21 protein-coding genes are annotated in these 24,115 nt (G+C 70.5%); 9 read left to right on the top strand and 12 right to left on the bottom strand.

The window, feature by feature from the left end:
* The first annotated feature begins 25 nt into the window (after positions 1 to 25).
* Together OIE74_RS04875 and OIE74_RS04870 are read left to right on the top strand one after the other, a co-directional pair.
* Complete coding sequence (locus OIE74_RS04875; protein WP_329378761.1) at positions 26 to 1,228, top strand: ABC transporter substrate-binding protein; 1,203 nt, start codon at positions 26 to 28, stop codon at positions 1,226 to 1,228.
* Positions 1,225 to 1,692 carry a MaoC family dehydratase gene (locus OIE74_RS04870; RefSeq protein WP_443076024.1) on the top strand — a complete coding sequence of 156 codons (468 nt, stop codon included), beginning with the start codon at positions 1,225 to 1,227 and terminating at the stop codon, positions 1,690 to 1,692. Before OIE74_RS04875 ends, OIE74_RS04870 begins: the two co-directional genes overlap by 4 nt.
* A gap of 60 nt (positions 1,693 to 1,752) precedes the next feature.
* On the opposite strand, the gene OIE74_RS04865 is transcribed toward OIE74_RS04870, so the two are convergent.
* Complete coding sequence (locus OIE74_RS04865; RefSeq protein ID WP_329378759.1) at positions 1,753 to 2,496, bottom strand: flavodoxin family protein; 744 nt, start codon at positions 2,494 to 2,496, stop codon at positions 1,753 to 1,755.
* A 276-nt stretch (positions 2,497 to 2,772) separates the two neighbouring features.
* Here OIE74_RS04865 and OIE74_RS04860 point away from each other — a divergent pair, with 276 nt between their 5' ends.
* The 3 genes from OIE74_RS04860 (at position 2,773) to OIE74_RS04850 (ending at position 5,536) form a co-directional block, all read left to right on the top strand.
* Positions 2,773 to 3,735, top strand: coding sequence for a DUF5996 family protein (locus OIE74_RS04860; RefSeq protein WP_329392166.1), 963 nt, complete (start codon positions 2,773 to 2,775; stop codon positions 3,733 to 3,735).
* A gap of 42 nt (positions 3,736 to 3,777) precedes the next feature.
* The gene (locus OIE74_RS04855; RefSeq protein ID WP_329378757.1) at positions 3,778 to 4,428 is read left to right on the top strand and encodes an RraA family protein; all 651 of its coding nucleotides are present in this window, start codon (positions 3,778 to 3,780) and stop codon (positions 4,426 to 4,428) included.
* A 73-nt stretch (positions 4,429 to 4,501) separates the two neighbouring features.
* Positions 4,502 to 5,536 (top strand): MBL fold metallo-hydrolase, encoded by a 1,035-nt coding sequence (locus tag OIE74_RS04850; protein ID WP_329378755.1) that lies wholly within the window; start codon positions 4,502 to 4,504, stop codon positions 5,534 to 5,536.
* Positions 5,537 to 5,672: 136 nt separating this feature from the next.
* Here OIE74_RS04850 and OIE74_RS04845 read toward each other — a convergent pair whose 3' ends face one another.
* The 11 genes from OIE74_RS04845 to OIE74_RS04795 form a co-directional block, all read right to left on the bottom strand.
* Entirely contained in the window at positions 5,673 to 7,703 is a 2,031-nt protein-coding gene (locus OIE74_RS04845) for a peptidase M6 (RefSeq protein WP_329378753.1), read from the bottom strand.
* A gap of 13 nt (positions 7,704 to 7,716) precedes the next feature.
* Positions 7,717 to 8,718 (bottom strand): proline racemase family protein, encoded by a 1,002-nt coding sequence (locus OIE74_RS04840; protein WP_329378751.1) that lies wholly within the window; start codon positions 8,716 to 8,718, stop codon positions 7,717 to 7,719.
* Positions 8,718 to 9,737, bottom strand: a complete 1,020-nt coding sequence (locus OIE74_RS04835) for a dihydrodipicolinate synthase family protein (RefSeq protein ID WP_329378749.1) — start codon at positions 9,735 to 9,737, stop codon at positions 8,718 to 8,720. Before OIE74_RS04835 ends, OIE74_RS04840 begins: the two co-directional genes overlap by 1 nt.
* Positions 9,734 to 11,236 (bottom strand): FAD/NAD(P)-binding oxidoreductase, encoded by a 1,503-nt coding sequence (locus OIE74_RS04830; RefSeq protein ID WP_329378747.1) that lies wholly within the window; start codon positions 11,234 to 11,236, stop codon positions 9,734 to 9,736. The genes OIE74_RS04835 and OIE74_RS04830 overlap by 4 nt, the downstream gene beginning before the upstream one ends.
* Entirely contained in the window at positions 11,233 to 11,565 is a 333-nt protein-coding gene (locus OIE74_RS04825; RefSeq protein WP_329378745.1) for a (2Fe-2S)-binding protein, read from the bottom strand. The genes OIE74_RS04830 and OIE74_RS04825 overlap by 4 nt, the downstream gene beginning before the upstream one ends.
* A complete protein-coding gene (locus OIE74_RS04820) occupies positions 11,562 to 12,779 on the bottom strand; it encodes an NAD(P)/FAD-dependent oxidoreductase (protein ID WP_329378743.1) in 1,218 nt (405 codons plus the stop codon). The genes OIE74_RS04825 and OIE74_RS04820 overlap by 4 nt, the downstream gene beginning before the upstream one ends.
* A gap of 129 nt (positions 12,780 to 12,908) precedes the next feature.
* Positions 12,909 to 13,502 carry a helix-turn-helix domain-containing protein gene (locus tag OIE74_RS04815; RefSeq protein WP_329378741.1) on the bottom strand — a complete coding sequence of 198 codons (594 nt, stop codon included), beginning with the start codon at positions 13,500 to 13,502 and terminating at the stop codon, positions 12,909 to 12,911.
* Positions 13,503 to 13,685: 183 nt separating this feature from the next.
* Entirely contained in the window at positions 13,686 to 14,939 is a 1,254-nt protein-coding gene (locus OIE74_RS04810; protein ID WP_329378740.1) for a DUF1266 domain-containing protein, read from the bottom strand.
* A gap of 138 nt (positions 14,940 to 15,077) precedes the next feature.
* Entirely contained in the window at positions 15,078 to 15,818 is a 741-nt protein-coding gene (locus OIE74_RS04805; protein WP_329392165.1) for a class I SAM-dependent DNA methyltransferase, read from the bottom strand.
* Between the two features lie 119 nt (positions 15,819 to 15,937).
* Positions 15,938 to 16,918, bottom strand: a complete 981-nt coding sequence (locus tag OIE74_RS04800) for an acetylxylan esterase (RefSeq protein ID WP_329378738.1) — start codon at positions 16,916 to 16,918, stop codon at positions 15,938 to 15,940.
* Between the two features lie 210 nt (positions 16,919 to 17,128).
* Positions 17,129 to 19,252: an amylo-alpha-1,6-glucosidase gene (locus OIE74_RS04795; RefSeq protein ID WP_329378736.1), complete on the bottom strand. Its 2,124-nt coding sequence runs from the start codon at positions 19,250 to 19,252 to the stop codon at positions 17,129 to 17,131.
* Positions 19,253 to 19,393: 141 nt separating this feature from the next.
* On the opposite strand from OIE74_RS04795, the gene OIE74_RS04790 reads away from it, so the two are divergent.
* The 4 genes from OIE74_RS04790 to OIE74_RS04775 all read left to right on the top strand — a co-directional run bounded on the left by OIE74_RS04790 (position 19,394) and on the right by OIE74_RS04775 (position 24,005).
* Positions 19,394 to 20,443, top strand: coding sequence for a LacI family DNA-binding transcriptional regulator (locus tag OIE74_RS04790; RefSeq protein ID WP_329378734.1), 1,050 nt, complete (start codon positions 19,394 to 19,396; stop codon positions 20,441 to 20,443).
* A gap of 108 nt (positions 20,444 to 20,551) precedes the next feature.
* Positions 20,552 to 21,793: a sugar ABC transporter substrate-binding protein gene (locus tag OIE74_RS04785; protein WP_329378732.1), complete on the top strand. Its 1,242-nt coding sequence runs from the start codon at positions 20,552 to 20,554 to the stop codon at positions 21,791 to 21,793.
* Between the two features lie 74 nt (positions 21,794 to 21,867).
* Complete coding sequence (locus OIE74_RS04780; protein WP_329378730.1) at positions 21,868 to 23,043, top strand: carbohydrate ABC transporter permease; 1,176 nt, start codon at positions 21,868 to 21,870, stop codon at positions 23,041 to 23,043.
* Entirely contained in the window at positions 23,040 to 24,005 is a 966-nt protein-coding gene (locus OIE74_RS04775) for a carbohydrate ABC transporter permease (RefSeq protein ID WP_329378728.1), read from the top strand. Before OIE74_RS04780 ends, OIE74_RS04775 begins: the two co-directional genes overlap by 4 nt.
* Positions 24,006 to 24,115 lie beyond the last annotated feature (110 nt).

The raw sequence follows: 24,115 nt of genomic DNA, 5'->3' as shown, positions 1-24,115 counted from the left end.
CGTCATCACAGCCAAGGAGTCTCTCGTGCACTACAGATCTCTCATCGGCGTCGGCGCCTGCGCGCTCGCCGCCTCGATATCGCTCACCGCCTGCGGCTCCGACGGCGTCGGCAACGCCTCGAACGGTGGCGGCAAGACTCTGGTCATCGGCTTCGCAGCCCCGCTCACCAGCGGCAACGCGGCCGTGGCCAAGGAGATGGTCAACACGGCCAAGCTGGCCGTGAAGACGATCAACGCCGACGGCGGCGCGGGCGGCCGGAAGCTCTCGCTGAAGGTGTACGACGACAAGCTCACCGCCGACGAGTCGGCCAAGGTCGCCCAGCGGGCCATCACGGTCGACCGGGCCGGAGTCATGATGGGCGGCTACACCAGTATCGAAGGACTGACGATCCGTCAGATTGTCGAGCCGCGGAAGATCGTCTTCATCAACTCCTCCACGATCTCGCCCGCTCTGATGGACGGCGCGAAGTTCACGTTCCGCACCACGGTCGACCAGAGCGACTACCCGGTCCAGATGATCGACCTGCTCAAGTCACTCGGCTACAAGCACCCCGTGGTGACCGCGGACGACGGTCCGACCGGGGCGACCCTGTGGCGGCCGATCACCGACCAGGCCAAGGAAGCGGGCATGGATCCGGGTGAGACCGTGCACTACACGCTCGGTGCGACCGATCTGACCTCGGCCGTGTCCAAGCTGAAGAAGGAGCGCCCGGACGCTGTCGTCCACATCGGGTCCGCGGCGGCCGATGCCGGCCTCATGCTCAAGACGATGGCCGAGGCCGGGGTCAACGTGCCGGTCGTCGGCTTCGGTTCGCTCATCGCCCCCGACGCTCTGAAGATCGGCGGCGACGCCTACACCAGCCTTCCGGCGATCTACACGCTGGCCAACCAGCAGCCGTCCAAGCCGGAGTACGAGGACTTCATCAAGGCCTACGCCGACGAGTACGGCGGGAGCGTGGACGAGCTCTCCCTCGGCCTGGCGGAGCAGGCGGGCGCCACCTGGGACGCCTTCACCGTCCTGAAGAAGGGGCTTGAGGCCACCAACGGCGACACCGGGGGAGACAAGCTCGCCAAGGCGATCGACGAGATCACGCCCTTCGCCGGCGCCGCGGGCAAGGAGAAGTCACTGATCAACTTCGGGGACGGACGCGACGGATTCAGCAAGTCGCTGGTGGCGTTCCAGTTCGTCAACGGCAAGCCCAAGGAACTGGCCCGGCAGCCTTCATGACGGCACGTCACATGCGGATCTTCGACGGTCTGACCGATCTGGCCGGCTCCGAGGGAGAAGATCTCGGAGCCAGTGACTGGATCCTGGTGGACCAGAGGCGCATCGACGGATTCGCCGACGTGACCGGAGACCATCAGTGGATCCACGTCGACCCGGCCCGCGCCGCCTCGGGCCCCTTCGGGCGGACGATCGCACACGGCTATCTGACCCTGTCGTTGCTCGCCGAACTCACGACCCGGCTGTACCGCGTCGACAACGTGTCCTTCGCGGTGAACTACGGACTGGACCGGGTGCGGTTCATCACCCCCGTCATCGAGGGCTCCCGCGTCCGCGCCACCGCGCGGCTCGCGCAGGTCGGCCGGGTCGACAGCGCCGTCCAGCTGAAGCTGGAGAGCGTGATAGAGATCGAGGGCTCGGCGCGTCCGGCCGCGGTTGTCACCTCACTCGCCCGCTACTTCGCCTGACAGTCGCCGACCCGGCGTCTGCGCGCCGCCAGGATCCCACGAGGATCGCGGCGCGCCGGCTCAGCGGTAGTCGGGGTTGGGGTACGCGCGGTCGCAGCCGGCGTCCCACTCCGTGCGCTGGTTGCCGTACGCGGGAATGCCGCCCCCGTGTTTGAGCATGGCCGCGACATGCATCAGGTTCCAGGTCATGAAGGCCGTGTTGCGGTTGGTGAAGTCGTTCTCGGGGCCGCCCGAGCCGGGGTCCAGATACGACGGGCCCGGCCCCGCCGCGCCGATCCAGCCCGCGTCGGCCTGGGGCGGGATGGTGTAACCGAGGTGTTGCAGGCTGTAGAGGACGTTCATCGAGCAGTGCTTCACGCCGTCCTCGTTGCCGGTGATGAGGCAGCCGCCGACGCGTCCGTAGTAGGCGTACTGACCCTGGTCGTTGAGCAGGCTCGAACACCCGTAGAGACGCTCGATCACCCGCTTGGTCACCGAGCTGTTGTCGCCGAGCCAGATCGGCCCCGCGAGCACCAGGATGTCCGCCGCCATCACCCGCTCGTACAGGGCCGGCCACTCGTCGGTGGCGAAGCCGTGCTCCGTCATGTCCGGGTAGATGCCCGTCGCGATGTCGTGGTCGACGGCCCGGAGCACATCCGTGGAGCCGCCGCGCTCCTCCACGATCGCGCGGCTCCTGTCGATCAGCCCCTGGGTGTGGCTCTGCAGCGGAGACGGTTTGAGCGTGCAATTGATGTAGAGGGCGGTCAGGTCGTCGAAGCGGTACGCGTCATCGGTCCGGTCGGCGGTGGGCGGCGGCGCTCCCATGATGGGCTCCTCGGACGAGACTCCTGAGCCGGCGGGCAGGCGGGGCCGGCCGGTCTCGGCGCAGCGTCTCCCACGGGCCGCGGTTTACGGCCGCGCAACGCCCCTTCCGCACCCTTATTCACTTCTGTGGGCCAAGTCCCCGCCCCGCCCGAGGCCCCGCGCCGGCGGCGCGAGTGGCCGTAGTCGGCCTCCCGTCCCACGATGGAGAGTGCGACCTTGTTTCAACCCGGTGGGGGGCCTCTGGGAGGCGGAACAATGACACCGACCGATGTAGAAATGCAGCTGGGGTGGCCGCGGCTCCGTGTGGACGAATGGGCCGAGACGCGAGACACCCTCCATATGTGGATGCAGATTGTGGGAAAGGTCAGGCTCGCGCACACACCTCTGATCAATCACTGGTGGGCGGTTGCCCTGTATCCCACGCCGCGCGGTCTCTCCACATCGGGAATTCCTTACGGACGGGGAATGTTCGACATCGAGTTCGACTTCGTCGACCACAGACTTCTCATGCGCGAAAGCGGTGGTGGTGCGCGCGAATTCGCTCTCCGGTCCATGCCGGTGGCGGAGTTCTACGACCGGGTCATGGGCGGCCTGCGTGAGCTCGGTGTGACCAGCACCATCCAGAATCATCCGAACGAAGTCGAGGTGGCCGTCGATTTCACGGAGGACTTCGGGCACCGTGCCTACGATCCGAGCCCGGTCCACCGCTTCTGGCTTCAATTGCTTCAGGCGCATCGAGGATTCATGGAATTCCGCTCCTATTTCGGCGGGAAAGTCAGCCCCGTGCACTTCTTCTGGGGTGCGATGGATCTCGCCTGCACCAGGTATTCGGGCCGTGCGGCGCCGACGCATCCCGGAGGCGCCCCCAACTGCGGGGACTGGGTGATGGTCGAGGGGTACTCCGGTGAGCTGAGCAGCTGCGGATTCTGGCCCGGAGGCGGCGAGGAGGGGGCGTTCTACTCGTACGCCTACCCGGAGCCGCTCGGCTACAGCGATGCGCCGGTGAGCCCGGAGGCCGCGTACTACAGCCACGAGGAGCACGAGTTCCTGCTGCCGTACCAGTCGGTACGGCGCTCCGCCGACCCCGACCGCACCCTGGCGGCCTTCCTGCACAGCACGTACGAGGCGGCGGCGGAACTCGGCGAATGGGACCGGGCGGCCCTGGAGGTCGATCCCCGGCGATGGGAGGCCCAACAGGAGCGCGCCTGGCGGCACGCCCGCGGGCAGGGATCGCGGTAGGGGCCGCGGTCGCCACCGCCCGCGCATGAGAGGAAGGGAGCCATGATGGGGAACGATCCGGGGCCTCTGGACGACGGGCTGCTCGACCGCGTGGCGTGCGCGTCGCTGGTCGACGCCATGGGCCGTATCCATGGGCACCGCGCGCACATCCTCAGCCTGGTCAGCCCCGCGCCACGAAGACTGTTCGGCCCGGTCGCCACGATGGCCTATCTCCCTTACCGCGACGACGTGCCGCACCCCGAGTTCGGCGATCTCTACGCCCAGGCGATGAGCAACCGCCCGGCGGGCACGGTGCTCGTGCTGTCCAGCGGGGGATACCCCGACGCCTCCCACGGTGGTGGCACGAAGCTCTCCCGGCTCGAACACACCGGCGCGGCCGGGATCCTGACGGACGGCCGGCTGCGGGACTTCGACCAGCTGGCCGACTACAGGTTCGCGACCTGGTGCCGCGGAGAGGCGACGCGTGCGGGCGGCGAAACCGCGATGCCGCTCGCCGCGAACGTCCCCGTGGAGGTCGGTGGTGTGGGCGTGGTCCCCGGGGACTATGTGTACGCCGACGCCAGCGGAGCGGTCGTGATCCCGAACGGAAGCCTGGAGCGGGTCCTCGCCGAGGCCCTGAAGGTGGAGGCGGAGGACGCCGGCTTCGCCGCGGAGATCGCGGCCGAGGAACGGGCGTCCGCCCCGAAGCCGTGATCCCCTGGGCCGCCGGTGCCGCCCGTGAGGATCCGCATATCGAGGATGCGCATATGGGGATAAAATAGAGCGCATGTGTACGGGTGGAGTACCCAGCGATCACGCGCCTCGGGTCCTGCACGACTTCGAGCCGCGCACCCACATGCTTCTGGAGCCGGTCGACTCGGTGACCGTCACCACGCTCATGGACAACGTCACCGATCAGATCCTGGCCGACCAGGGACCCGCACGGCGACTGAGACCGGGCAGCGGGATTCCGGCGTCGACCATGACGGAGGAGTCCGTTCCCGACCCTCTGGTCGCCGAGCACGGATTCTCCGCCCTCGTCACCGTCGTCAAGAACGGCCACGAGCACCGGTTCCTGTTCGACGCCGGCACCAGCCCCGACGGGGTCGTGGAGAACATGCGCCGGCTGCGCATCGATCCGGCCTCCATCGAGGCGATCATCTGCAGTCACGGGCACTTCGACCACACCACCGGGCTCGACGGGCTGATCCGCGCCCTGGGCGGCCGGGTCAATCTGCCGGTGCTGATCCACCCGCACTTCTGGCGCAGCCGCCGGATGCTCCTGCCGGGCGCCGAACCCATGGACCTGCCCACGACGAGCCGTGGAGCTCTCGAAGGCGCCGGATTCACGGTGATCGAGGAGCAGCAGCCGAGCTTCCTCTTCGAGGGATCGGTCCTGGTCACCGGCGAAGTGCCACGGACCACCGGCTACGAGCCCGGCTTCCCGCCGCAGCAGGCGTGGCTGGGCGGGAAGTGGGAGCCCGATCCGCTCGTCCTCGACGACCAGGCGCTGATCATCGACGTACGGGACAAGGGGCTGATGGTCCTGACGGGGTGCGGGCACGCGGGCGTGGTGAACATCTGCCGTTACGCGCGACGCCTCACGTACGACCGGCCGTTGCACGCGGTCGTGGGTGGATTCCACCTCAACGGGCCGGTGTTCGAGTCCCTGATTCCCCAAGTGCTCGCGGATCTGGGCGAGATGACGCCGTCCGTCCTCATTCCCGCCCACTGCACCGGGTGGCGGGCCCAGCACGCGATGGCCGGGCGGTTCGGCGATGCCTTCGTCCCCAACACGGTGGGGACCGCGGTCACCCTCTGAGCGTTGTCTACCCGCACGAGCAGGACCGGCACGCCGGCAACGGCTGATGCGCGATGGGACGGGCCGGACCCCACCAGGCCCGGCCCGTCCGGTGCGTCAGCCGTGATTCAGCCGCGTGTCACCGCGACTCGGCGACTCAGCGACGTACCGCGCACGTCGCCGTCGCCGTCCGCGACGGGTCGCTCTCCGAGCGCGCCGTCAGCGACACCTTCCCTGTCCGGGCGGCACCGTGGCCCGCCGCCACCGCGACCTTGACCTCCGTAGAACGGCCGGCCTCCGCCGTCGCCAGCTGGTTGGGCAGCGCCACCCGCCAGCTCTTGCCGTCGACCCGCGCCGTCAGCCGGTAGACGTCCGACTTCTGGTGCCGCGCCGCCGAACCGCTCGCGCCGCGCCCGGTGTTGGTGAGGTCGAAGCTGCATGTGGTCCCGGCGCCGTCCGGCTTACCCTCGGGGCTGCCGTGGCCCAGCGCCACGCCCCGCTTCTGCGGCCCCGACCCGTCGAGCGACCTGACGGCGATGACGTACGACAGCTCGCCCTTCCAGGTCAGCCGCTTGTCGATGACGTAGAAGTGCAGCCTGTTGGCCTGGTCGACATACTCGTACTCGCTGCCCGAGTTGGTGCCGGCGTGGAACAGACCGTCGTTGAGCTGCCGGTAGTCGCCGATGGAGCGCATCACGGGCGTACCGTCCGGCTTCTCGTAGTCGACCATGCCGATGTCCTGCGGATTGGCGTCGACCATCCAGCTGAAGCAGAGATATCCGCAGCTGCCGTTCTCGTTGTCGTAGGGCTTGTTCTTCGTCAGCAGCACCCCGTTGTCCGGCGTGAACGAGTCGGTGCCGATCCGCTGGACCGTCTCGATCGTGTAGTCCGTGAAGCCCGGCCCCGAGCACATCGGGTCCTTGGCCACGTCGCAGGACGGCGTCAGGTCCTTGCCCAGATTGATGCGGACCCCCTGGAGTGCGTTCTTCTGTACGGCGGCGGTACGGGCCCGCACCTCGAACACCGCGGGGCCGTTGGCCTTCAGGGACTCGGGGTCGAGAGACAGGACCTGCTGGTCGTCGATGAAGCCGAGCTTCATCTTCGTACGCAGCGTATGGCCCGCGGGCATCGACGCACCTTGCGTCGCGGGCACCTGCCAGCGGTTGTGCGGGCCGCCGGGCCCGTTGAACGAGCCGCGGTCCATGCCGTCGAAGGGGCCGGTGCCCGAGCGGTGGTACGGCCGCACATACGGGTTGTTGGCGTTGTCGCCGATGTCGAACGTGTGGGTGATCTCGTGAGTGATCGTGCCCGAGCTTTCGCCCTGCCGGATACCGGAGTTGCCCCAGAGCTGCGAACCGGCCTTCCACGAGGTCCACTCCGTGTAGCGGCCCCGCACCCAGTTCGGCAGCGACGGGTCCGGCGGCCCCCACTCGTCGGGGATGTCCTCCTTGTTCTGGAACATCATCTCGCCGAACTCCTGCCAGACGGAGGTCTCGTCGTAGCCGGCGTAGAGACGGAAGACCCGGTCGTACGTCTTGGCCTCGGCCTCGCCGACGTCGTCGAGCCACATCGGGTCGATGTCTCTCTCGATCGAGCCCTTACAGCTGTGCTCGGCCGGACACCCCTCGCCCTCCTGGCCGATGTCGTTGATGCCGTACTCGTAGGACTCACGCGGGGCACGGTAGGGCGAGAAGGGGACGAACTCGACGCCGATCCGGCCGTCGGTCTGTTCCATCCAGTACTCGTTGACGGTGTGCCCGTGGTTGAGCTCGCTCGGCTTGTTCCAGAAGTCCGCGTAGAACTGGGATATCCGCTCGCGCGGCACCGGATCGATCTGGGGGTTCTTGAACAGGTCGCTGCCCTTGGGCAGGGTCATCACGAAGGGCTGATCGGGGAAGTCGACGGCCAGCACGGCTATCCTGAGCTTCTTCTCGGTCGGTTCCCGCGTCGGATCGGCCCAGTCCGTACCGGGCACGGCCCGGTAGTCGCTCCAGGTCATGTCCTGCTGGTCCTGCCAGTTCTGCGGGTCGACAGGTGCGAACGGATCGCCGCGCTTCTCCTTCTCCGCGGAAGCGGAGTCGGGCGCCGCGGTCGCGGCACCCGCCCCCGCTTCGGCACCGGTGGCCAGCAGAGCGGCGGCCAGCGCGACCGCCACCCCCAGCCGTGTACGTCGTCGGGCTGAGCGCATGAGAACCCTCTCCTCAGAGAACGAACCCGTTCGGGAACGGATCCGCCGGATCCAGCAGGTAGTTGGCCGTGCCAGTGATCCACGCGCGGCCCGAGAACTCCGGCACCACCGCCGGCACTCCCGCCACCTCGCTCGTCCCCACCAGCCGACCCGTGAAGCGGGTCCCGATGAAGGACTCGTTGATGAACTCCGTGTCCAGCGCGAGCTCTCCCCGCGCGTGGAGCTGCGCCATCCGGGCACAGGTCCCCGTGCCGCACGGGGACCGGTCGAACCAGCCGGGCTGGATCGCCATGGCGTTACGGGAGTGCCGCGCGTCCGAGCCGGGCGCCAGGAACTGCACATGCTTGCAGCCCCGGATCATCGGGTCCGCCGGATGCACCGGCGGATTGTGCGCGTTGACGGCGTCCGAGATCGCCAGCCCCGCCGCCAGGATGTCGTCCTTGCGCGCCCGGTCGAAGGGCAGCCCGAGGGACTCCAGGTCCACCACGGCGTAGAAGTTGCCCCCGTACGCCATGTCGTACCGGACCTCGCCGAGCCCCGGCACCGTGACCTTCGCGTCGAGCTCCAGCGCGAAGGCGTCCACATTGCGCAGCGTGACCTTCTCGGCGACTCCGTCGCGCACCGTCACACGGGCCTCCACGAGCCCGGCCGGGGTGTCGAGACGTACGAGTGTCTCGGGCTCGGTGACCGTCACCATCCCGGTCTCCACCAGGACGGTCGCCACCCCGATCGTCCCGTGCCCGCACATCGGCAGGAAGCCGCTGACCTCGATGTAGAGGACACCCCAGTCCGCGTCCGGGCGGGTCGGCGGCTGCAGGATCGCGCCGCTCATCGCGGGATGCCCGCGAGGCTCGTCGACCAGGAAGCGGCGCAGCGGGTCCAGATGCTCGATGGCGTGGCGGCGGCGCTCGGCCATCGTGTCGCCGGGGACGGGCGCCACGCCGCCGGTCACCACGCGCGTCGGCATGCCCTCCGTGTGGGAGTCGACCGCGCTGATCGTGCGCACGCTGCGCATCAGACCGCCTGCCGCTCGCTGTCCGCGGCGGCCACCGTGGCTTCGGCGGCCTTCGTGGCCTCCGCGGTCCCCGTCGTCTCCGTGGCGAGGAAGTCGATCGCCTGCCGCATCTCGGCGGTGACCAGCTCCCGGTGCTCGGGGATCAGCGGGCCGCGCGGCGGGCGGCAGGGGCCGCCGTAACGGCCGACCATCTCCATACCGAGCTTGATCGCCTGGACGAACTCGGTACGGGAGTCCCACCGGAACGCCGCGACCAGCGGCTCGTAGAGGGCGCGGGCCTCCGCCAGCCTGCCCGTCGTGGCGAGCCGGAACAGCCGCGCGGACTCGGCGGGGAAGACGTTGGGGAACCCGGCGAACCAGCCGGTGGCGCCCATCAGCATGCTCTCCAGCGCCACGTCGTCGGCGCCGCTGATCACGTCGAGACTCGGCGCCTTCTCCTTGATCTCCAGCACGCGCCGCACATCGCCGGAGAATTCCTTGACGGCGAGCACGTTGTCGATCCTGGCGATCTCCCCGAGCAGTTCGGGAGTCAGGTCGACCTTCGTGTCCACGGGGTTGTTGTAGACCATGACCGGCAGTCCGACGGCGGCCACGGCCTCGAAGTGCGCCACGACCTCACCCGGGTTGGCCCGGTACATCGTCGGCGGCAGGCAGAGCACCCCGTCGGCGCCGTCCTCCGCCGCGTACTCCGCCCATCGCACGGCCTGGTGCGAACCGGGGCCGTGCACACCCACGATGACCTTGCCGCGTCCGCGTACCGCCTCGATGGCCGTACGGGCGACGGTGCGGCGCTCCTCGTCGGTCAGCGACGAGTACTCGCCCAGCGATCCGTTGGGGCCGACCCCGTCGCAGCCGTTGTCGACGAGCCAGCGGCAGTGGTCGGCGTACGCGTCGTAGTCGACGGCCAGGCCGGCCGGGGCCGCGGCGTCCTGCCGGTACGGCAGCGCGGTCGCGACGACGACCCCGGTCAGCGGGTTGGGCCGGTTCGGCTGCTTCGGCTCGTTCGTGGCGGTGCTCATGAAGTGCTCTCCTCCGTGGGGGAGTCGGGGTGCGTGGACGGAGTGGCCGGGCCCGGCGGTGGCTCCGGCGGGCGGGCCAGTTCGCCGAGCCTGATCGGCTCGGCGACAGGCCGGTGGTGCGGGCCGGGGCCCGTGTCGGTACTACGGCGCAGTTCGGCGACGGTCGGGCCGCAGACACGTGCCTGGCACGGTCCCAGCCCGGCCCGTGTCGCCAGCTTCGCCACCCGGGGCTCGGTACTGGTGGGATCGCCGGCCGACCGGCACACCGCCGCGTACGTCGTCTCCTCGCAGCGGCAGATCACGGTGTCGGGACGCAGCCAGCCGGGCCAGGCACGGCCGACGGGGTGCGCGAGCGCGAGCCGGGCGGCGAACGCCCTGCCCTGGTCGCGGTTCCTGCGCAGGGTGACCAGGGCCCGCGAGCCCGGGTCGCCGCCCGCCGCGATCCAGCCGGCCACACCGCCCTCGGCGCGGGCTGCGGGGGCACCGGCGACACCGGTGATCTCGCCCGCCGCGTACACGCCGGGCCGGCTCGTACGCTGGTCGTCGTCCACCGCCACGAACGGGTCGGCGGGTGATCCGGCGGCTGATCCGGCGGTGGACCCGACCGGCCCCCGGCGCAGCTCGCACCCGGCCGCGACCGGCAGTTCCAGCTGCGGGGTGAACCCGTGACCGACGCACAGCGCGTCCACGGCGATGACACGTTCGGTGCCGGGCACCACCGACCAGTCGGCCCGGACCCGGGCGCTGACGATCTCCTCCACCCGGCCGTCCCCCCGGGCCTCGACGACCGCGGTGCCCATCCGGTACGAGACCCGGTGACGCCCCAACGCCGCCGAGTACGAGAGGAGTTCGCCGGACTTGCCGAGTTGCGACGTGAGTTCCCACGGGCGGCGCAGCCAGCCGCGCGCGACGGACCCCGGCCGGCCCGCTTCGAGCACCGCGAGCACCCGCGATCCGGCATCCAGCAGTGATGTCGCCACCGGCAGCAGGAACGGCCCCGTACCGGCGACCACCACCCGGTCACCGACGACCAGGCGCTCTCCCTTGGCCAGCGCCTGGGCCGCGCCCGCCGTGTAGACACCGGGCAGGTCCCAGCCGGGGAAGGGCAGCACCCGGTCATGGGCGCCCACGGCGAGCACCAGGGCGTCGGGCTCCAGCACATGGCGCCGCCGGGGCGTACCCCTCAGGACATGCACCAGCGGCGGCCCGTCCGCCTCGGCGTCCCGGCGCTCCAGCGCCCACACGGAACTCTCCGCCCACCAGGAACAGCGCGGATGCCCGAGCACCCGGCGGCTGCGCCGGTCGAAGGAGCGGTAGCCGTGCTGAAGGACTGCGGGGTCGGTGGCCTCGTACGCCTCGGGCAGCATGCGGTGGTACTGGCCGCCGGGCCGTTCGGCCGAGTCGATCAGCGTCACTTCCGCGCCCGCCGCCAGTGCGGCGTCGGCGGCGGCGAGACCGGCGGGTCCGGCTCCCACCACGACGACATGACGGCCCGTCACCGCGCCGGCCGCCCGTCCTGCTCGTCGCCGGGGGCCCGTGACTGTGTGGTCACCGCGTCACCGTCGCGGGCGCGGCGGCGGCAGGCCCGTACGTCGCGCTCGTCGTTCACCGTCACCAGACAGTCGAAGCAGACACCGATGCCGCAGAAGACACCGCGCGGCGCTCCCGACGGGGCCCGGCGCCAGGCCGGGCGGCCGGCCGCGAGCAGCACCCCGGCGAGGGACTGGCCCGCGACGCCGGTGAGCGGTTCACCGTCCACCGTGATGGTGAGCGGGAGGTCCCGGCGGCCGGCCGGGTCGGACCCGACGGGTACGAGACGTGGGCTCATGATCCCTCCTCGGTGGGCGTGGGCGTGTGGGTGGCGGTCGGCGCCTCGCCGAGCACGGCCGGCCGGTCGACCCGGAAGGGGCTCACGTCGATCGCCGGCGCCGTGTCCGTCAGCAGTTCGCGTACGAGCCGCGCGGTACCGACGGACAGCCCGATCCCCGCCCCTTCGTGCCCGGTCGCGTGCCAGAGCCCCGGCAGTCGCGGGTCGGCGCCGATGACCGGCAGATGATCGGGGACGTACGGGCGGAAGCCCCCGTACGCCCGCATCACATGCACGCCCGCCAGCGAAGGGAAGAGCTTGAGCGCCTTGCCCGCGATCGCCGACAGCACCTCGGGGCGCATCCGGTCGTCGAAGCCGACGCGCCGCCTGGACGAACCGAGCAGGACGCTGCCCGCGCGGGTGGACTCCACCACGGCGGACGTCTGGAGATCGCCCGCGCCGCTGCCCACCGCGCCCACGTAGTCGGCGTCGTACACCTTGTGGAACACGGTCGGCGGCAGAGGAGTGGTCACCAGGACCTCACCGCGGCGCGGGCGGATGTCCAGCGGCACCCAGAGCCGCCGGGCGACCTCGCCCGACCAGGGCCCTGCGGCGTTCACGAACACATCGGCCCCGACCGGTCCGTCCACCGTGCGCACCGCCGTGAGCCGGCCGCCGTGCGTCACGGCGCCGAGCACCTCCTGGCCGGTACGCAGCCGGGCCCCGGCCCGCAGCGCGTCGGCGAGCAGGGCGGTGGCCGCGCCCGCCGGCTGGACCTGCGCGTCGTCGGGGTAGTACACGGCGGCCGTACGCCGCTCGGTGAGGAACGGTTCGGCCGAGGTCAGGGCGTCGGAGTCCATGCTCTCGGCCCGTACCCCGGCGGTGCGCTGGGCCGCGGCGAACGGCAGCAGTGCCTCTGCGCCCTCGGCGGTGGTGGCCACCACGATGCCGCCCTTGGGATCCCACTCGACCGGGTCGGCCTCGTCCGGGGAGGTCCGCTCGGTGATGGCGGCCAGCACCTCGGGCCACAACCGCCGTGAAAGCTGCGCGAGTTGGAGCTCAGGACCGGGGCCCTTGTCGGAGACCAGGATGTTTCCCTCGCCGTGCGAGGTGGTCGCGGCGGCGGCCCCGGCGCGGTCCAGTACGAGAACGTCGAAGCCGGCGACCGCGAGCTCGCGGGCGCACGCGGCACCGATGATCCCGGCGCCGATGATGACGACTCGTGTTCGGTCCACCAGACCTCCGCGTTCTGCATAACGAACGAAGCTGAGGTTATGGCGACGTACCTGAGGTGTCAACGGCATCCGCGGGCCGAAGTCGCGTACCCGTGCCGACGGGCCTGCCCGTACGTGCCCGTGGCGCCCTCAGTGGGGCATGCTCGGCCCCTCGTGCCTGGCGCTGCCGTCCGACCGGTAGTGCAGCAGCAGCACCGAACGCACCGGCCCGTCGTTCGCCGCGTAGCGGTGCGGCAGCGAGGCGTCGAACGACACGTAGTCGCCGGGCCCCACCTCCACCTGGTGGCCGTCCACCTCGACGCTCAGCGTGCCGCTCTGCACCACGGTGTGCTCGGTGCCCGCGTGGCCGAGCGACGGCTGCTGCGCGCCGGCGCGTACCTGCTGGTCGTAGACCTCCATGATGACTCCGCCCGCCTCGATCCGGCGCAGCGGACGCAAGTCCACGCCCTCCCCGCTCAGGACGTCCACATCGGCGGCCCGCACCACGGTCACCGCCTCCGCGTGCCCGGTGTCCAGCAGATCGGAGATGGGCACCTCCAGTGCGCGGGAGAGGCTGAAGACCGTCTCGATCGTCGGGTTTCCGGTGGCCGACTCCAACTGCGACAGGGTCGCCTTTCCGATCTTGGAGAGCCGGGACAGCTCGGAGAGTGACAGGCCCCGACGGCCCCTCTCCCGGCGGAGATTGGCGGCCAGAGCGCTGCGGACCGGACTGCTGGGGGACATCGGGGGTCTCCTTCGACCGTCAGGTCTGTTCGCTTCAGTGGGCGGTGCGCGACGCTATGTTGTTCGATATCACGAACGAAGCGCTGTGCGCCACCGTCGGGAACGGGCATCGTATCGACAACCGACGACGCCTCCCGGGGGCCGCCCCCGGTCCCCGGCCCGGCCCCCAACACCCGGCCGCCCTCAGCCCGTGCAGAAGGCCACCGTCCGCCACGGGCTGTCCGGCGTCGTCACCAGAGCCCGGTGGGCGTCGAGGACGGTCGTGTACCAGGGGCCGAACTCCTCCTCGTCGAAGTGCAGACACCGCCCCAGCACATACCCGGCGGAGAACTCCTCCCACGAGCCGTACGCCGCCCGCGCCGCGTCCGACGCGCGGGTCAGGCAGTCGAGCATCTCCGACTCGGTGGCGTAGCGGGCGCCCAGTCCCCAGCGGGCCATCTTCGAGGCACGGCCGATGTCCCACGCGGCGACCGATCGTACGACACCGTCCGGCGGCAGCAGCCCGTCGGCGCGGAAGCGGGACTCGTAGCGCAGCAACTTGCCCACCAGCGCGCGCAGATGGGCCACGAACTCCTCGAACTCGCCGTCGTCCGTGGCGGTTCCGGTCCGTGCCGCCTGGTCGCGCAGTGTGTCCTCCACGCACGCGCGCCACCGCTCGGCATCGACCCGGCTGCCCTCTGCGGCGATCAGTGCCGTACGCGCTCCGAGCACGAAGTCCCAGTACCACGGGCTGACTTCGCGGTCGAGCAGCCGCTCCTCGATGGCCAGCCAGTCCTCGCGGTCACCCACGCCCCACGAGTCGGCGACGCGCTCCCGCTCGCCCCGGTAGCCCATGCCGTGCCAGTACGCGGTGTTCCACGCGTCCCCGTTGGTGAAGCACAGATGTGCGCCGCAGGCCAGGCCGTGCAGCAGGGGTCCCGTCGGCAGGACACCGGAGCGCCGGGTCACCACACGGTCCATTAATTCGTCGGAGGAGAACAGCTCGTGGTGCAGGTCGAGCCAGACCTCCCGCTCGTCGTCGTCGGTGGGGAAGTACCGCTCGCAGGGCGTGGCCACGTTGACCGCGAGGATGTCCACACCGGCGGGGAGTATCCCCGCGAGCGCGCCCAACGTCGCGTACTCGTACACCAGATGGGGATGCGGGCGGGGCAGCAGGCCCGCCGTGTAGACCTGTGCCACCGTGCGGCCGTCGGGGATCTCCATGGTCAGCATCGGGAATGTGCCCTCGCCGGCCTCCCGCGCCTCGTCGGTGGCGACCGGGTAGTACACACCCTCGATGGCCAGGGCCCGCAGATACGCGTACACGTTGTCGGTCCGGGCCAGCTTGTGAAGGTGCTGCTCCAGATCGGCGGGCGCCGACCAGCGGCTGCCGTCCTCCGGAGCGGGGGCGAAGGGAAAGAATTCGTCGTGGACCTCGTCCTCGGCCGCCGTCGGCACAGCTGTCTCCCCGTAACGATCGCGGCCTCACTCGGGCCGCAAGATCATGAACACGTTACCGGTGACGGCGCCCGCTCCCGTACGGCGGTCGCAGGGTCAACTGCGCCTCGAAGAAGGGGAGATGGCGATCCGGTCCGGTCAGCCGGCGGGCTTCTCCCAGACCGAGACGTGCCGGGCGCTCTCGCCGGTGAACGGCTCGCCCCGCCAGCCCTCCCAGCGGTCGCGCAGGCGCATCCCGGCGAGCTGGGCCATCAGATCGAGTTCCGCAGGCCAGACGTAGCGGAACGGCACCGACCAGTACGAGCCACGACCGTCGACGACCTCCACGTAGTTGGAGCTCATCTCCTGCGTCGCGACGTCGTAGCTGTCGAACGACCACCGTGTGGGGCTCACATGGAACGGCACGACGTCCTGCCCGGCCGGGAGCTTGCGCAGCTCGGGCACCATGGTCTCGATGAGGAAGCGGCCACCGGGCGCGAGATGGTCCGCGACGTTGCGGAAGCAGGTCACTTGGGCCGCCTGCGTGGTGAGATTCATGATCGTGTTGAAGACGAGATACGCGACGGAGAACGTCCCGTCCACCCTCGTGGTGGCGAAGTCTCCGATGGTCACACCGATGGCGTCGCCGCCGGGCTTCTCACGCATGCGGGCGACCATGGCCCGCGACAGATCGATACCGTGCACCGGGACCCCGCGCTCAGCGAGGGGCAGCGCGACCCGGCCCGTACCGATGCCGAGTTCGAGCGCCCGGCCGCCGTCGGCGAGATCCGCCAGGAGATCGGCCATCGGGTTCAGGGTGTCCGGAAGGAATTCCACCGCCGACGGATCGTCGTACGTGGCCGCCACACGCTCGCCGAAGTAACCGTCCTCGTCAGCCATGGAGTCCATGGAGTCAGACCGTAGGGCAGAGGCCGTCCGGGGCGCCCGCGATTTTCCGCGTGGCGCCGGCCCGTGGCGCTGGCCCCCGTCGCGCGGGCCTGCGGCGTCGCGCCCGTCCCTCAGTTCCCGCCGAGCCCCGGCAGCGCGCGCAGGAAGCGCAGTTGCTCCAGGTCCTGGAAGTGGCCGCCGCCCTCGTGGCGGTTCCACGGCCAGACGCGGATGTCCTTGGGGCCCGACCAGTGGTTGTAGGCCGCGAACACCGTCGACGGCGGGCAGATGTCGTCCATCAGAGCCGCCGAGAACAGCGCGGGGGCGCTCGCGCGCGCCGCGAAGTTGACGCCGTCGAAGTAGGACAGCGTCCTGAACACCCGCTCGGCCGACTCCCGGTGGGTACGCAGATACGTCCAGATCTCCCGGTACGCGTTGCCCTCCACCACCTGGAGCGCGCGCCGGTAGTGGCACAGCGACGGCTGGTTGACCAGGGCCGCGCTCACACCATCGGCCAGCGCCGACGCGGCCAGGGCGATGCCGCCGCCCTGGCTGCCGCCCGCGACGACGATCCGTTCCGGGTCGACCGACGGATGCGCGCGGGCAGCGTCCACGGCCCGGACCGCGTCGGTGAACACCCGGCGGTAGTAGTAGTCCGCCGGGTTCTCGATGCCCCGCGTGACCATCCCCGGCGACGACGCGCCGCCGCTGCCGTGCGGGTCGCCCGTCGCGCCCGGCTGGAGCGAGCCGCCCTGGCCACGCGTGTCCATCAGCAGGTGCGCGTATCCGGCGGACGGCCAGGTCAGCCACTCGTACGGGAAGCCGCGCCCGCCGCCGTACCCGAGGAAGCCCACCACGCACGGCAGCGGTCCGGTGGCCGAGGCCGGCACCAGCAGCCAGCCGGCCACCGGGTCCCCGCCGAAGCCCGGGAAGCTCACGTCGTACACGTCCACCTCGGTCAGACAGGCGTCGTACGGCGTGAAGACGGGCGGGCGGTCGTGGCTCCGCGCCTCCGTGAGCGTGCCGGCCCAGAAGGCGTCGAAGTCCGACGGCTCGTCCCGGTCGGGGAGGTAGCCGCGCAGCTCCTCCAGGGGCAGGTCCATCAGCGGCATCGCGGCGGGTCCTTCTGTCGGCGAAACGAGGGGGGTCCGGGCTCAGACGCGCTGGGCCGTGTCTTCGAAGTCCCGCCCGGCCTGCGGCGTCTGGTACGGCACCTCGCCGCGTTGTCGGAGTCGTGCGAGTACGCCCAGTACGAGCACGATCCTCCGCCTTGCGATGCACCGCACCAGACGCCGCAGGCCCCGGCTTTCAGGCGGACGGCGCTACTTCGAAGACACGGCCCAGGCACCGTGCACCGTCAGGGTGTCCGGGGCCTCCACCCGGACCCGGCCCGTCGTGTCGACCTCAACGGCCAGGGGCGCGCCCGCCACCCGCAGACCGGTCAGCCGCAGCGGCCCGATGCCATCGGCGGCCCCCGGCGAGACACGCAGCGTGCCCGCCGGCACATCGGCCTCAAGACCGAGCGCGGCCGTGAGCAGCGCGACGGCGGACGCCGCCGACCAGGCCTGCGGTCGGCACGACGCCGGATACGGGGCGGGCACACTGTCGGCGGCCGAGCCGTGACCGGCGAACAGTTCGGGCAGCCGGCCGTCGAACGCCGCGGACGCGGCGACCAGACCGTCGGCGAGCGAGGCGGCCTCCGCGGGGAAACCCGCCCGGACGAGGCCGTGCACGGCGATGGCGGTGTCGTGCGGCCAGATCGAACCGATGTGATAGCCGAAGGGGTTGAAACCGGTGGATTCCGTACTCAACGTACGCAGTCCGAAACCGGAGTTCAGCTCGGGCCCGGCCAGCCGCGCCGCCAGCAGCGCGCTCTCCTCCTCGTCCAGGAGGCCCGTGCCCAGCAGATGCCCGAAGCCCGAAGTGACCGAGTCCACCGGGCGTTTGGCGGCGTCGAGTGCCACGGCCGGATAACGGCCCGTCTCGTCCTCGACCCAGAAGCTCTCCCGGAACCGGCGCTTGAGCCTGTTCGCCCACTCCTCCCAGCGCTCGGCGCCGGGCCGGCCGAACGCGCGCAGCAGAGCCGCGCCGCCCATCGCCGCCTCGTACCCGTACGCCTGGACCTCGCACAGCGCGATCGGGGCCTCGGCGAGCCGGCCGTCGCGCCAGCGGATGGAGTCGCCGGAGTCCTTCCAGCCCTGGTTGGCGAGCCCGAGACCGGAGACGTCGATGTACTCCAGCAGACCGTCGCCGTCCGCGTCGCCGTACGTCGCCAGCCACTCCAGGGCCGCCTCGGCGTGCGGCAGAAGATCGCGTACCTGCTCGGGGTCCATGCCCCAGCGCCACGCGTCGTGCAGCAGGATCACCCAGAGCGGGGTGGCGTCGACCGTGCCGTAGTAGACCGGCGGCAGGGACGCGCCCTCGTTGAGCCGCTGCCCCTCGCGGCGTACTTCGTGCAGGATCTTGCCGGGCTGTTCGTCGGTGCGGGCGTCGGTGGTGGTGCCCTGGCGGCGGGCAAGAGTGCGGAGGGTGCCCGCCGCCAGGTCGCTGCCGAGCGGCAGCAGCATGCGCGCCGCCCACAGCGAGTCACGGCCGAACAGGGTCAGGAACCAGGGTGACCCCGCGGCCAGGAACTGGTCCTCCGGGTGTTCGGGATCGGACAGCAGCAGCCGCTCCAGATCGCCGACGGACCGGGCGAAGAAGTGGTCCATGCGGTGATCGGCGCTGCGCAGCCCGGCCGGTGACCACGGCACGGCGTCGCGCGCCACGGCCGGGAACCGGAGAGGTTCGTCGTCGGTGACGGTGCACTCCAGCGTCGTACGCCACGACTCACGTGCCGCCAGCGCCACTTCGAAGCGCAGTTCGCCCGCGCCGGCGTCGATCCGCGGGGAGCCGGACGAGGCGTGCAGCCGGACAGCGATCCCGTCCTCGCGCCACACCAGCGCGCCGTCCTCGACACCGGCGGGCAGCGGATCCGAACGGCGGCCGGACTTCACGTCGTTCATGCTGACCAGGTCGCTGGCGGCGCCGACGACGACCTCCAGCCGTATCTCCTTCACCCCCGCGTTCGCGATCTCCAACTCCTCGCGCAGCACTCCCGGTTCGACCGTGCGCACGCGGTGCAGGGTGACCGCCGGGTCGGCGGTGTGCTCGCCGATACCGCGCAGTACGGAGCGGAAGGCCGTCCTGTCGGCGGCGGCCAGGGTGTTGCTCACGGACAGGACCGGCACTCCCTCCGCCCGGACGGAGAGCCCGGAGAGCAGCCGCCGGTCGCCGTGGAAGAACCCGTCGGCCCCGCCGGCGATGTCGCCGGCCGGCCGGGACAGCACCAGGCTGGGCGCGTAGAGCGTGGTGCAGACGTCGTGCAGGAAGGGCTGCAGGCCCTCGGCGACGACGTCCCCGGGGGGCTGCTGACCGGCGGGGTTTCCCTGGACGACCGTGTTCACTGTGTGGCGCCTCTCGTGATTTGGATCGATCTAAAATCACCTTAACCCTTGCCAACCTGCCACGGGAAAGAGTTTTATCGATCCATTGCAGATGCGGCGCCGCATTTCGAGCGGCAGCCGTGCGTGGAACGGAGGCCGTAGGTGGCACGTACGACATCGGCAGGCGGGCGCAAGTCAGGGCCGGTCACCCTGGCCCTCGTGGCCCAGCGGGCCGGAGTGTCCACACAGACGGTCTCCAACGCGCTGAACTCGCCCGAACTCCTGGCGCCCGGCACCCTGAAGCGGGTCCGCGAGGCGCTGGACGAGCTGGACTACCGGCCCCACCAGGCCGCCCGCTCACTGCGTACGCGCTCCAGCCGGCTGATCGGATACGGCGTCCAGCCCACGCCCCCGGGCCTCTCGACGCCCGTGTCCGACCACTTCCTGCACGCGCTGTCGGACTCGGCGGACCAGGCCGGATACCGCATCCTGCTCTTCGCCGCGCTCCTCGGCGCCGACGACGAGGCCGAACGCTACGACGAGTTGCTGCGGGAGCACTCGGTCGACGGGTTCGTCCTCAACAACACCTACCGCGGCGACAAGCGGCCGGCCTGGCTGCACAAGAAAGGGGTCCCGTTCGTCGCGTTCGGCCGGTGGTCGGCGAAGGACACCGGCGACTGGGTCGACGTGGACGGTGCGCACGGCACCGCCGCCGCCGTCGACCAGCTGGTGGCGGCCGGACACCGGAAGATCGCCTTCCTGGGCTGGCCACGCGGCTCGGGCGTCGGTGACGACCGTGCCGGCGGCTGGCGCGAGGCGATGCGCAGACACGACCTGCCTGTCCGCGACCTGCGGGTGTCGTCCGTGGACGAGGTGGACGCCGCCCGTACCGCGGTCGCCCGCGTCGTGGGCCGCGCCACCGCCGTGGTGGCGGCCAGCGACACCCTGGCGCTCGGCTGCTACCGCGCGCTGCGGGACGCCGGGCTCAGTCCGGGGCGTGACGTGGCGGTGGTCGGCTTCGACGACTCACCCGCCGCCCGTCTCCTCTCGCCGAGTCTCAGCAGCCTTCGCCAGCCGCTGGACGAGGTCGGCCGGGCCTGCACGCGGATCCTCATGGCCCGCATCAAGGACCCGGCCGCCGCGCCGGAGCGCGTGCTGCTGACACCCGAACTGATCGTCAGGGAGAGCTCGTCGGCCGAGCACCGGCCCTGACCCCCTTTCGCCGCCCCCCGCCCCCACCCCCCCTCGCACTGATCCGCCCCCCGTCCCCGAAGACCCCGACAGCACGTCCCCGACAGTGACAGCTGGAGAGAGAAGCAGATGAAGAAGAACAGAGCCGCGACCGCCGCCGCAGTGTGCGGCGCGCTCCTCATAGCCGGATGTTCGTCCGACTTCGGCAGCGACGGCGACGCCGAACAGGACAGCTCCGGCAAGCAGAAGCTGACCGTGATGATCGGCTCCTCCGGCGACGCCGAGACGAACGCCGTCAAGGCCGCGGCCGCGGCCTGGGCGAAGAAGACCGGCAACACCGTCACCGTCGTACCGGCGCAGAACCTGGACCAGCAGCTCGGCCAGGCGCTGGCCGGCGGCAAGCCGCCGGACGTCTTCTACGTCGGCTCGTCCGTCTTCGCCAACTACGCCAAGGGCAACTCCCTGTACGCGTACGGCGACAAGCTCAGCGACAAGGAGGACTTCTCCGCCACGCTGCGCAACTCCTTCAGCTACGAGGACAAGTTCGTCTGCGCGCCCAAGGACAGCTCCACCCTCGGCCTGGCGATCAACACCAAGATGTGGAAGGCCGCCGGACTCACCGAGGCCGACCACCCCAAGACCTGGGACGATCTGACGAAGGTCGCGAAGAAGCTCACCGGCGACAAGGTCAGCGGCCTCGTCGTCAACAGCTCGTACAACCAGCTCGGCCCCTTCCTCAAGCAGGCCGGCGGCTGGATCACCAACGCCGACCAGACCGAGATCACGGCCGACAGCCCCGAGAACGTCGAGGCGCTGACGTATGTGAAGAAGCTGCTCGACGACGGTGTGCTCACCTACCCCAAGCAGGTCGACGCGGGCTGGGGCGGCGAGGCGTTCGGCGCGCAGAAGGCCGCCATGACCATCGAGGGCAACTGGCTGACCGGCGCCATGACCAACGACTACCCGGACGTCGACTACCAGGTCGTCCCGCTGCCCGAGGGCCCGTCGGGCCAGGGCACGCTCTCCTTCAGCACCTGCTGGGGCATCGCCAGCAAGAGCGCCCACCGCGACGCGGCCGTCTCGCTCGTCGAGTCCTTCACCACCGCCGAGCAGCAGGTGGAGTTCGCCGACGCGTACGGCGTGATGCCCTCGCGTACCAGCGCACTGGCGACGTACGAGAAGCAGCACCCGCAGGACAAGGCGTTTGTGGACGGCTCCGCCTACGCCCAGGGCCCGGTCACTCTGCCCGGCTTCACCAAGGTGCTCGACCAGTTCGACACGGATCTGGCCGGGCTGGCGAAGGCCGACCCCAAGAAGATCCTCGGCGATCTGCAGACCAACGGTGAGCAGGTCCTGAAGAGCAACGGCTGACGGGCCGGTCCCACCGTGTACGACACCCGCCGGGACGGACGGTCCCGGCGGGTGCAGGAGGAGAGAGAAAGACCATGAGTCAGTACGGCAGCGGCAGCGGTTCTGTCGCGGCGCCGCCCGCCACGGCAGGAGGCGGCGGGAGCGCCGGCGCCAAGGGCCGGCGACCCGGCCGCGGGTCCGCGTCCGGCATCAAAGGCCGGCAAGGACTGTGGGGCTGGCTCTTCGTCAGCCCGATGGTGCTGGTCCTCGGACTGTTCCTGCTGCTGCCCATCGGGATGGCCCTGTGGGTCAGCCTGCTCAACTGGGACGGGCAGTCCAACCCCTTCACCGGCGCCGCCGACTTCATCGGGACCGACAACTACTCCAACGTCCTGACCACCGACGGCCTCGACCGCACGCTGTTCATGACCTCGGTCCGCAACAACCTCTACTTCGTCCTGCTGGCCGTACCGCTCCAGACGATCCTCGCCCTCGCGCTCGCCGTGGCCGTCAACAGCCGCCGGGTCAGGGGCAAGAGCCTCTTCCGGACGATCTTCTACTTCCCCTCGGTGACCAGCTCCATCGCCATCTCCACCGTCTTCCTTTTCCTGTTCCAGGGCAGCGGCGCCGTCAACGCGCTGCTGAAGTGGGTCGGCATCAGCGGACCGAAGTGGTTCACCGACGCCAACGGCCTGGTGTGGACGGTGCTCGGCGGCCTCGGCATCGTCGACCCCGACAAGCCGGCGGCGGCGCTCGCGTCCAACGGGTTCCTCGGACTCTCCTGGTGGGACTGGCTGTCAGGACCCTCCATCGCCATGTGCACCGTCATCGCGCTGATCGTATGGACATCGTCCGGCACCTACATGCTGATCTTCCTCGCCGCGCTGCAGGACGTGCCCGCGGAGCTGGAGGAGGCCGCCCTGCTGGACGGCGCCAACCGCTGGCAGTCGTTCCGCAACGTCACCATCCCCGCGCTCCGGCCGGTGATCTTCCTCGTGGTCACGCTCGGCCTGATCGGCAGCTGGCAGATCTTCGACGCCGTGTACGTGATGAGCCAGGGCGCCCCGGGCAACACCACCCTCACCCCCGCCTTCCTCTCCTACACCGCGGGCTTCCAGGACTCCGAATACGGCCGCGCCGCGGCCATCGCCTTCATCCTGCTGGCGATCATCATGGTGATGACCCTGATCCAGCGTGTGCTGCTGCGCGACCGCGACAAGCCGGTCCGGGCGGGCAGGCGCATCGGGGCCGTACGCCGGAGGGCTTCATGAGTACGCCGCCGACCACGCCGGCCTCGATGAGCCGGGCGACGCCGAAGAACCCCGGGACCTGGGCGCCCCGGACAAGCCGCAGCTCCACCACGGGGCCGCGCGCACCGCGGAGCACCGGCAGCCGGATCCTCCTCGTCGTTCTCTATCTGCTGCTCACGGCGGTCGGGCTGCTGTATCTGCTGCCGTTCGCCATCCAGATCGTGACGTCGTTCAAGACCGATCCGGACGCGGCGGCCAACCCGCTGTCCCTGCTGCCGAACCCGTTCTCGCTGGAGTCCTACCGGCGGCTGTTCGGGCTCGGGGACGCCGGGGACGCCGTGCCGTTCAGCACCTGGCTGGGCAACTCCGTCCTCGTCACCCTGTTCATCACCGCGGGCCGGGTCTTCTTCGACTCGCTGGCCGGTTACGCGCTGGCCCGGCTCGACTTCCGCGGGCGCAACCTGCTCTTCAACGGGCTGCTGACGGTGATGTCGGTGCCCGGCGTGGTGCTGCTGATCCCGAAGTTCCTCGTCCTCAACCAGTTGGGCATCTTCGACACGTACGCCGGCATGATCGTCCCCCTGCTGGTGGACGCGGCCGGGGTGTTCATCATGCGGCAGTTTTTCCTCTCCATCCCCAGGGAGGTGGAGGAGGCGGCCCGGATCGACGGCGCCAGTGTCTTCCGCACCTTCTGGTCGGTGGTGCTGCCGATGGCCAAACCCGCCCTGATCACCCTGACGATCCTGTCGTTCCAGGGATCGTGGAACGAGTTCACGCACTTCCTGGTCGCGACCCAGTCTCCGCAGTACCAGACGCTGACGACCGGCCTCGCGTCATTCGTCTCCGGCAGCCTCAGCAGCGGGACACAGTATCCGCTCAAGCTGACGGCGGCGCTGCTGGCGACCATCCCGGTGGCGCTGCTCTTCTTCGCCTTCCAGCGGCACTTCGTACGGAGTGCGAACTCGGGGGCGGTCAAGCAGTAGGCGGGGGCGCGCGTCGGGGTGCGGTCGGGGCATGGGCCGCGGTGCGGGGCGGCGGCCGGGAAGGGTACTGGCTCGGGCGAACTTCGCGGACCGCCTGCGGCCGGACGACA

Source organism: Streptomyces sp. NBC_01716, from assembly GCF_036248275.1.
In the GTDB taxonomy this organism is placed as follows: domain Bacteria; phylum Actinomycetota; class Actinomycetes; order Streptomycetales; family Streptomycetaceae; genus Streptomyces.
This window is presented reverse-complemented; position numbering and strand designations above follow the sequence as displayed.

Excerpts from the sequence above, each read along its gene's own strand:
- OIE74_RS04845 (WP_329378753.1), bottom strand. The coding sequence starts at position 7,703 with ATGCGCTCAGCCCGACGACGTACACGGCTGGGGGTGGCGGTCGCGCTG.
- OIE74_RS04800 (WP_329378738.1), bottom strand. The coding sequence starts at position 16,918 with ATGCCGCTGATGGACCTGCCCCTGGAGGAGCTGCGCGGCTACCTCCCC.
- OIE74_RS04835 (WP_329378749.1), bottom strand. The coding sequence starts at position 9,737 with ATGAGCACCGCCACGAACGAGCCGAAGCAGCCGAACCGGCCCAACCCG.
- OIE74_RS04840 (WP_329378751.1), bottom strand. The coding sequence starts at position 8,718 with ATGCGCAGCGTGCGCACGATCAGCGCGGTCGACTCCCACACGGAGGGC.
- OIE74_RS04780 (WP_329378730.1), top strand. The coding sequence starts at position 21,868 with ATGAGTCAGTACGGCAGCGGCAGCGGTTCTGTCGCGGCGCCGCCCGCC.
- OIE74_RS04870 (WP_443076024.1), top strand. The coding sequence starts at position 1,225 with ATGACGGCACGTCACATGCGGATCTTCGACGGTCTGACCGATCTGGCC.
- OIE74_RS04815 (WP_329378741.1), bottom strand. The coding sequence starts at position 13,502 with ATGTCCCCCAGCAGTCCGGTCCGCAGCGCTCTGGCCGCCAATCTCCGC.
- OIE74_RS04860 (WP_329392166.1), top strand. The coding sequence starts at position 2,773 with ATGCAGCTGGGGTGGCCGCGGCTCCGTGTGGACGAATGGGCCGAGACG.
- OIE74_RS04855 (WP_329378757.1), top strand. The coding sequence starts at position 3,778 with ATGATGGGGAACGATCCGGGGCCTCTGGACGACGGGCTGCTCGACCGC.
- OIE74_RS04825 (WP_329378745.1), bottom strand. The coding sequence starts at position 11,565 with ATGAGCCCACGTCTCGTACCCGTCGGGTCCGACCCGGCCGGCCGCCGG.
- OIE74_RS04865 (WP_329378759.1), bottom strand. The coding sequence starts at position 2,496 with ATGGGAGCGCCGCCGCCCACCGCCGACCGGACCGATGACGCGTACCGC.
- OIE74_RS04805 (WP_329392165.1), bottom strand. The coding sequence starts at position 15,818 with ATGGCTGACGAGGACGGTTACTTCGGCGAGCGTGTGGCGGCCACGTAC.
- OIE74_RS04775 (WP_329378728.1), top strand. The coding sequence starts at position 23,040 with ATGAGTACGCCGCCGACCACGCCGGCCTCGATGAGCCGGGCGACGCCG.
- OIE74_RS04785 (WP_329378732.1), top strand. The coding sequence starts at position 20,552 with ATGAAGAAGAACAGAGCCGCGACCGCCGCCGCAGTGTGCGGCGCGCTC.
- OIE74_RS04850 (WP_329378755.1), top strand. The coding sequence starts at position 4,502 with ATGTGTACGGGTGGAGTACCCAGCGATCACGCGCCTCGGGTCCTGCAC.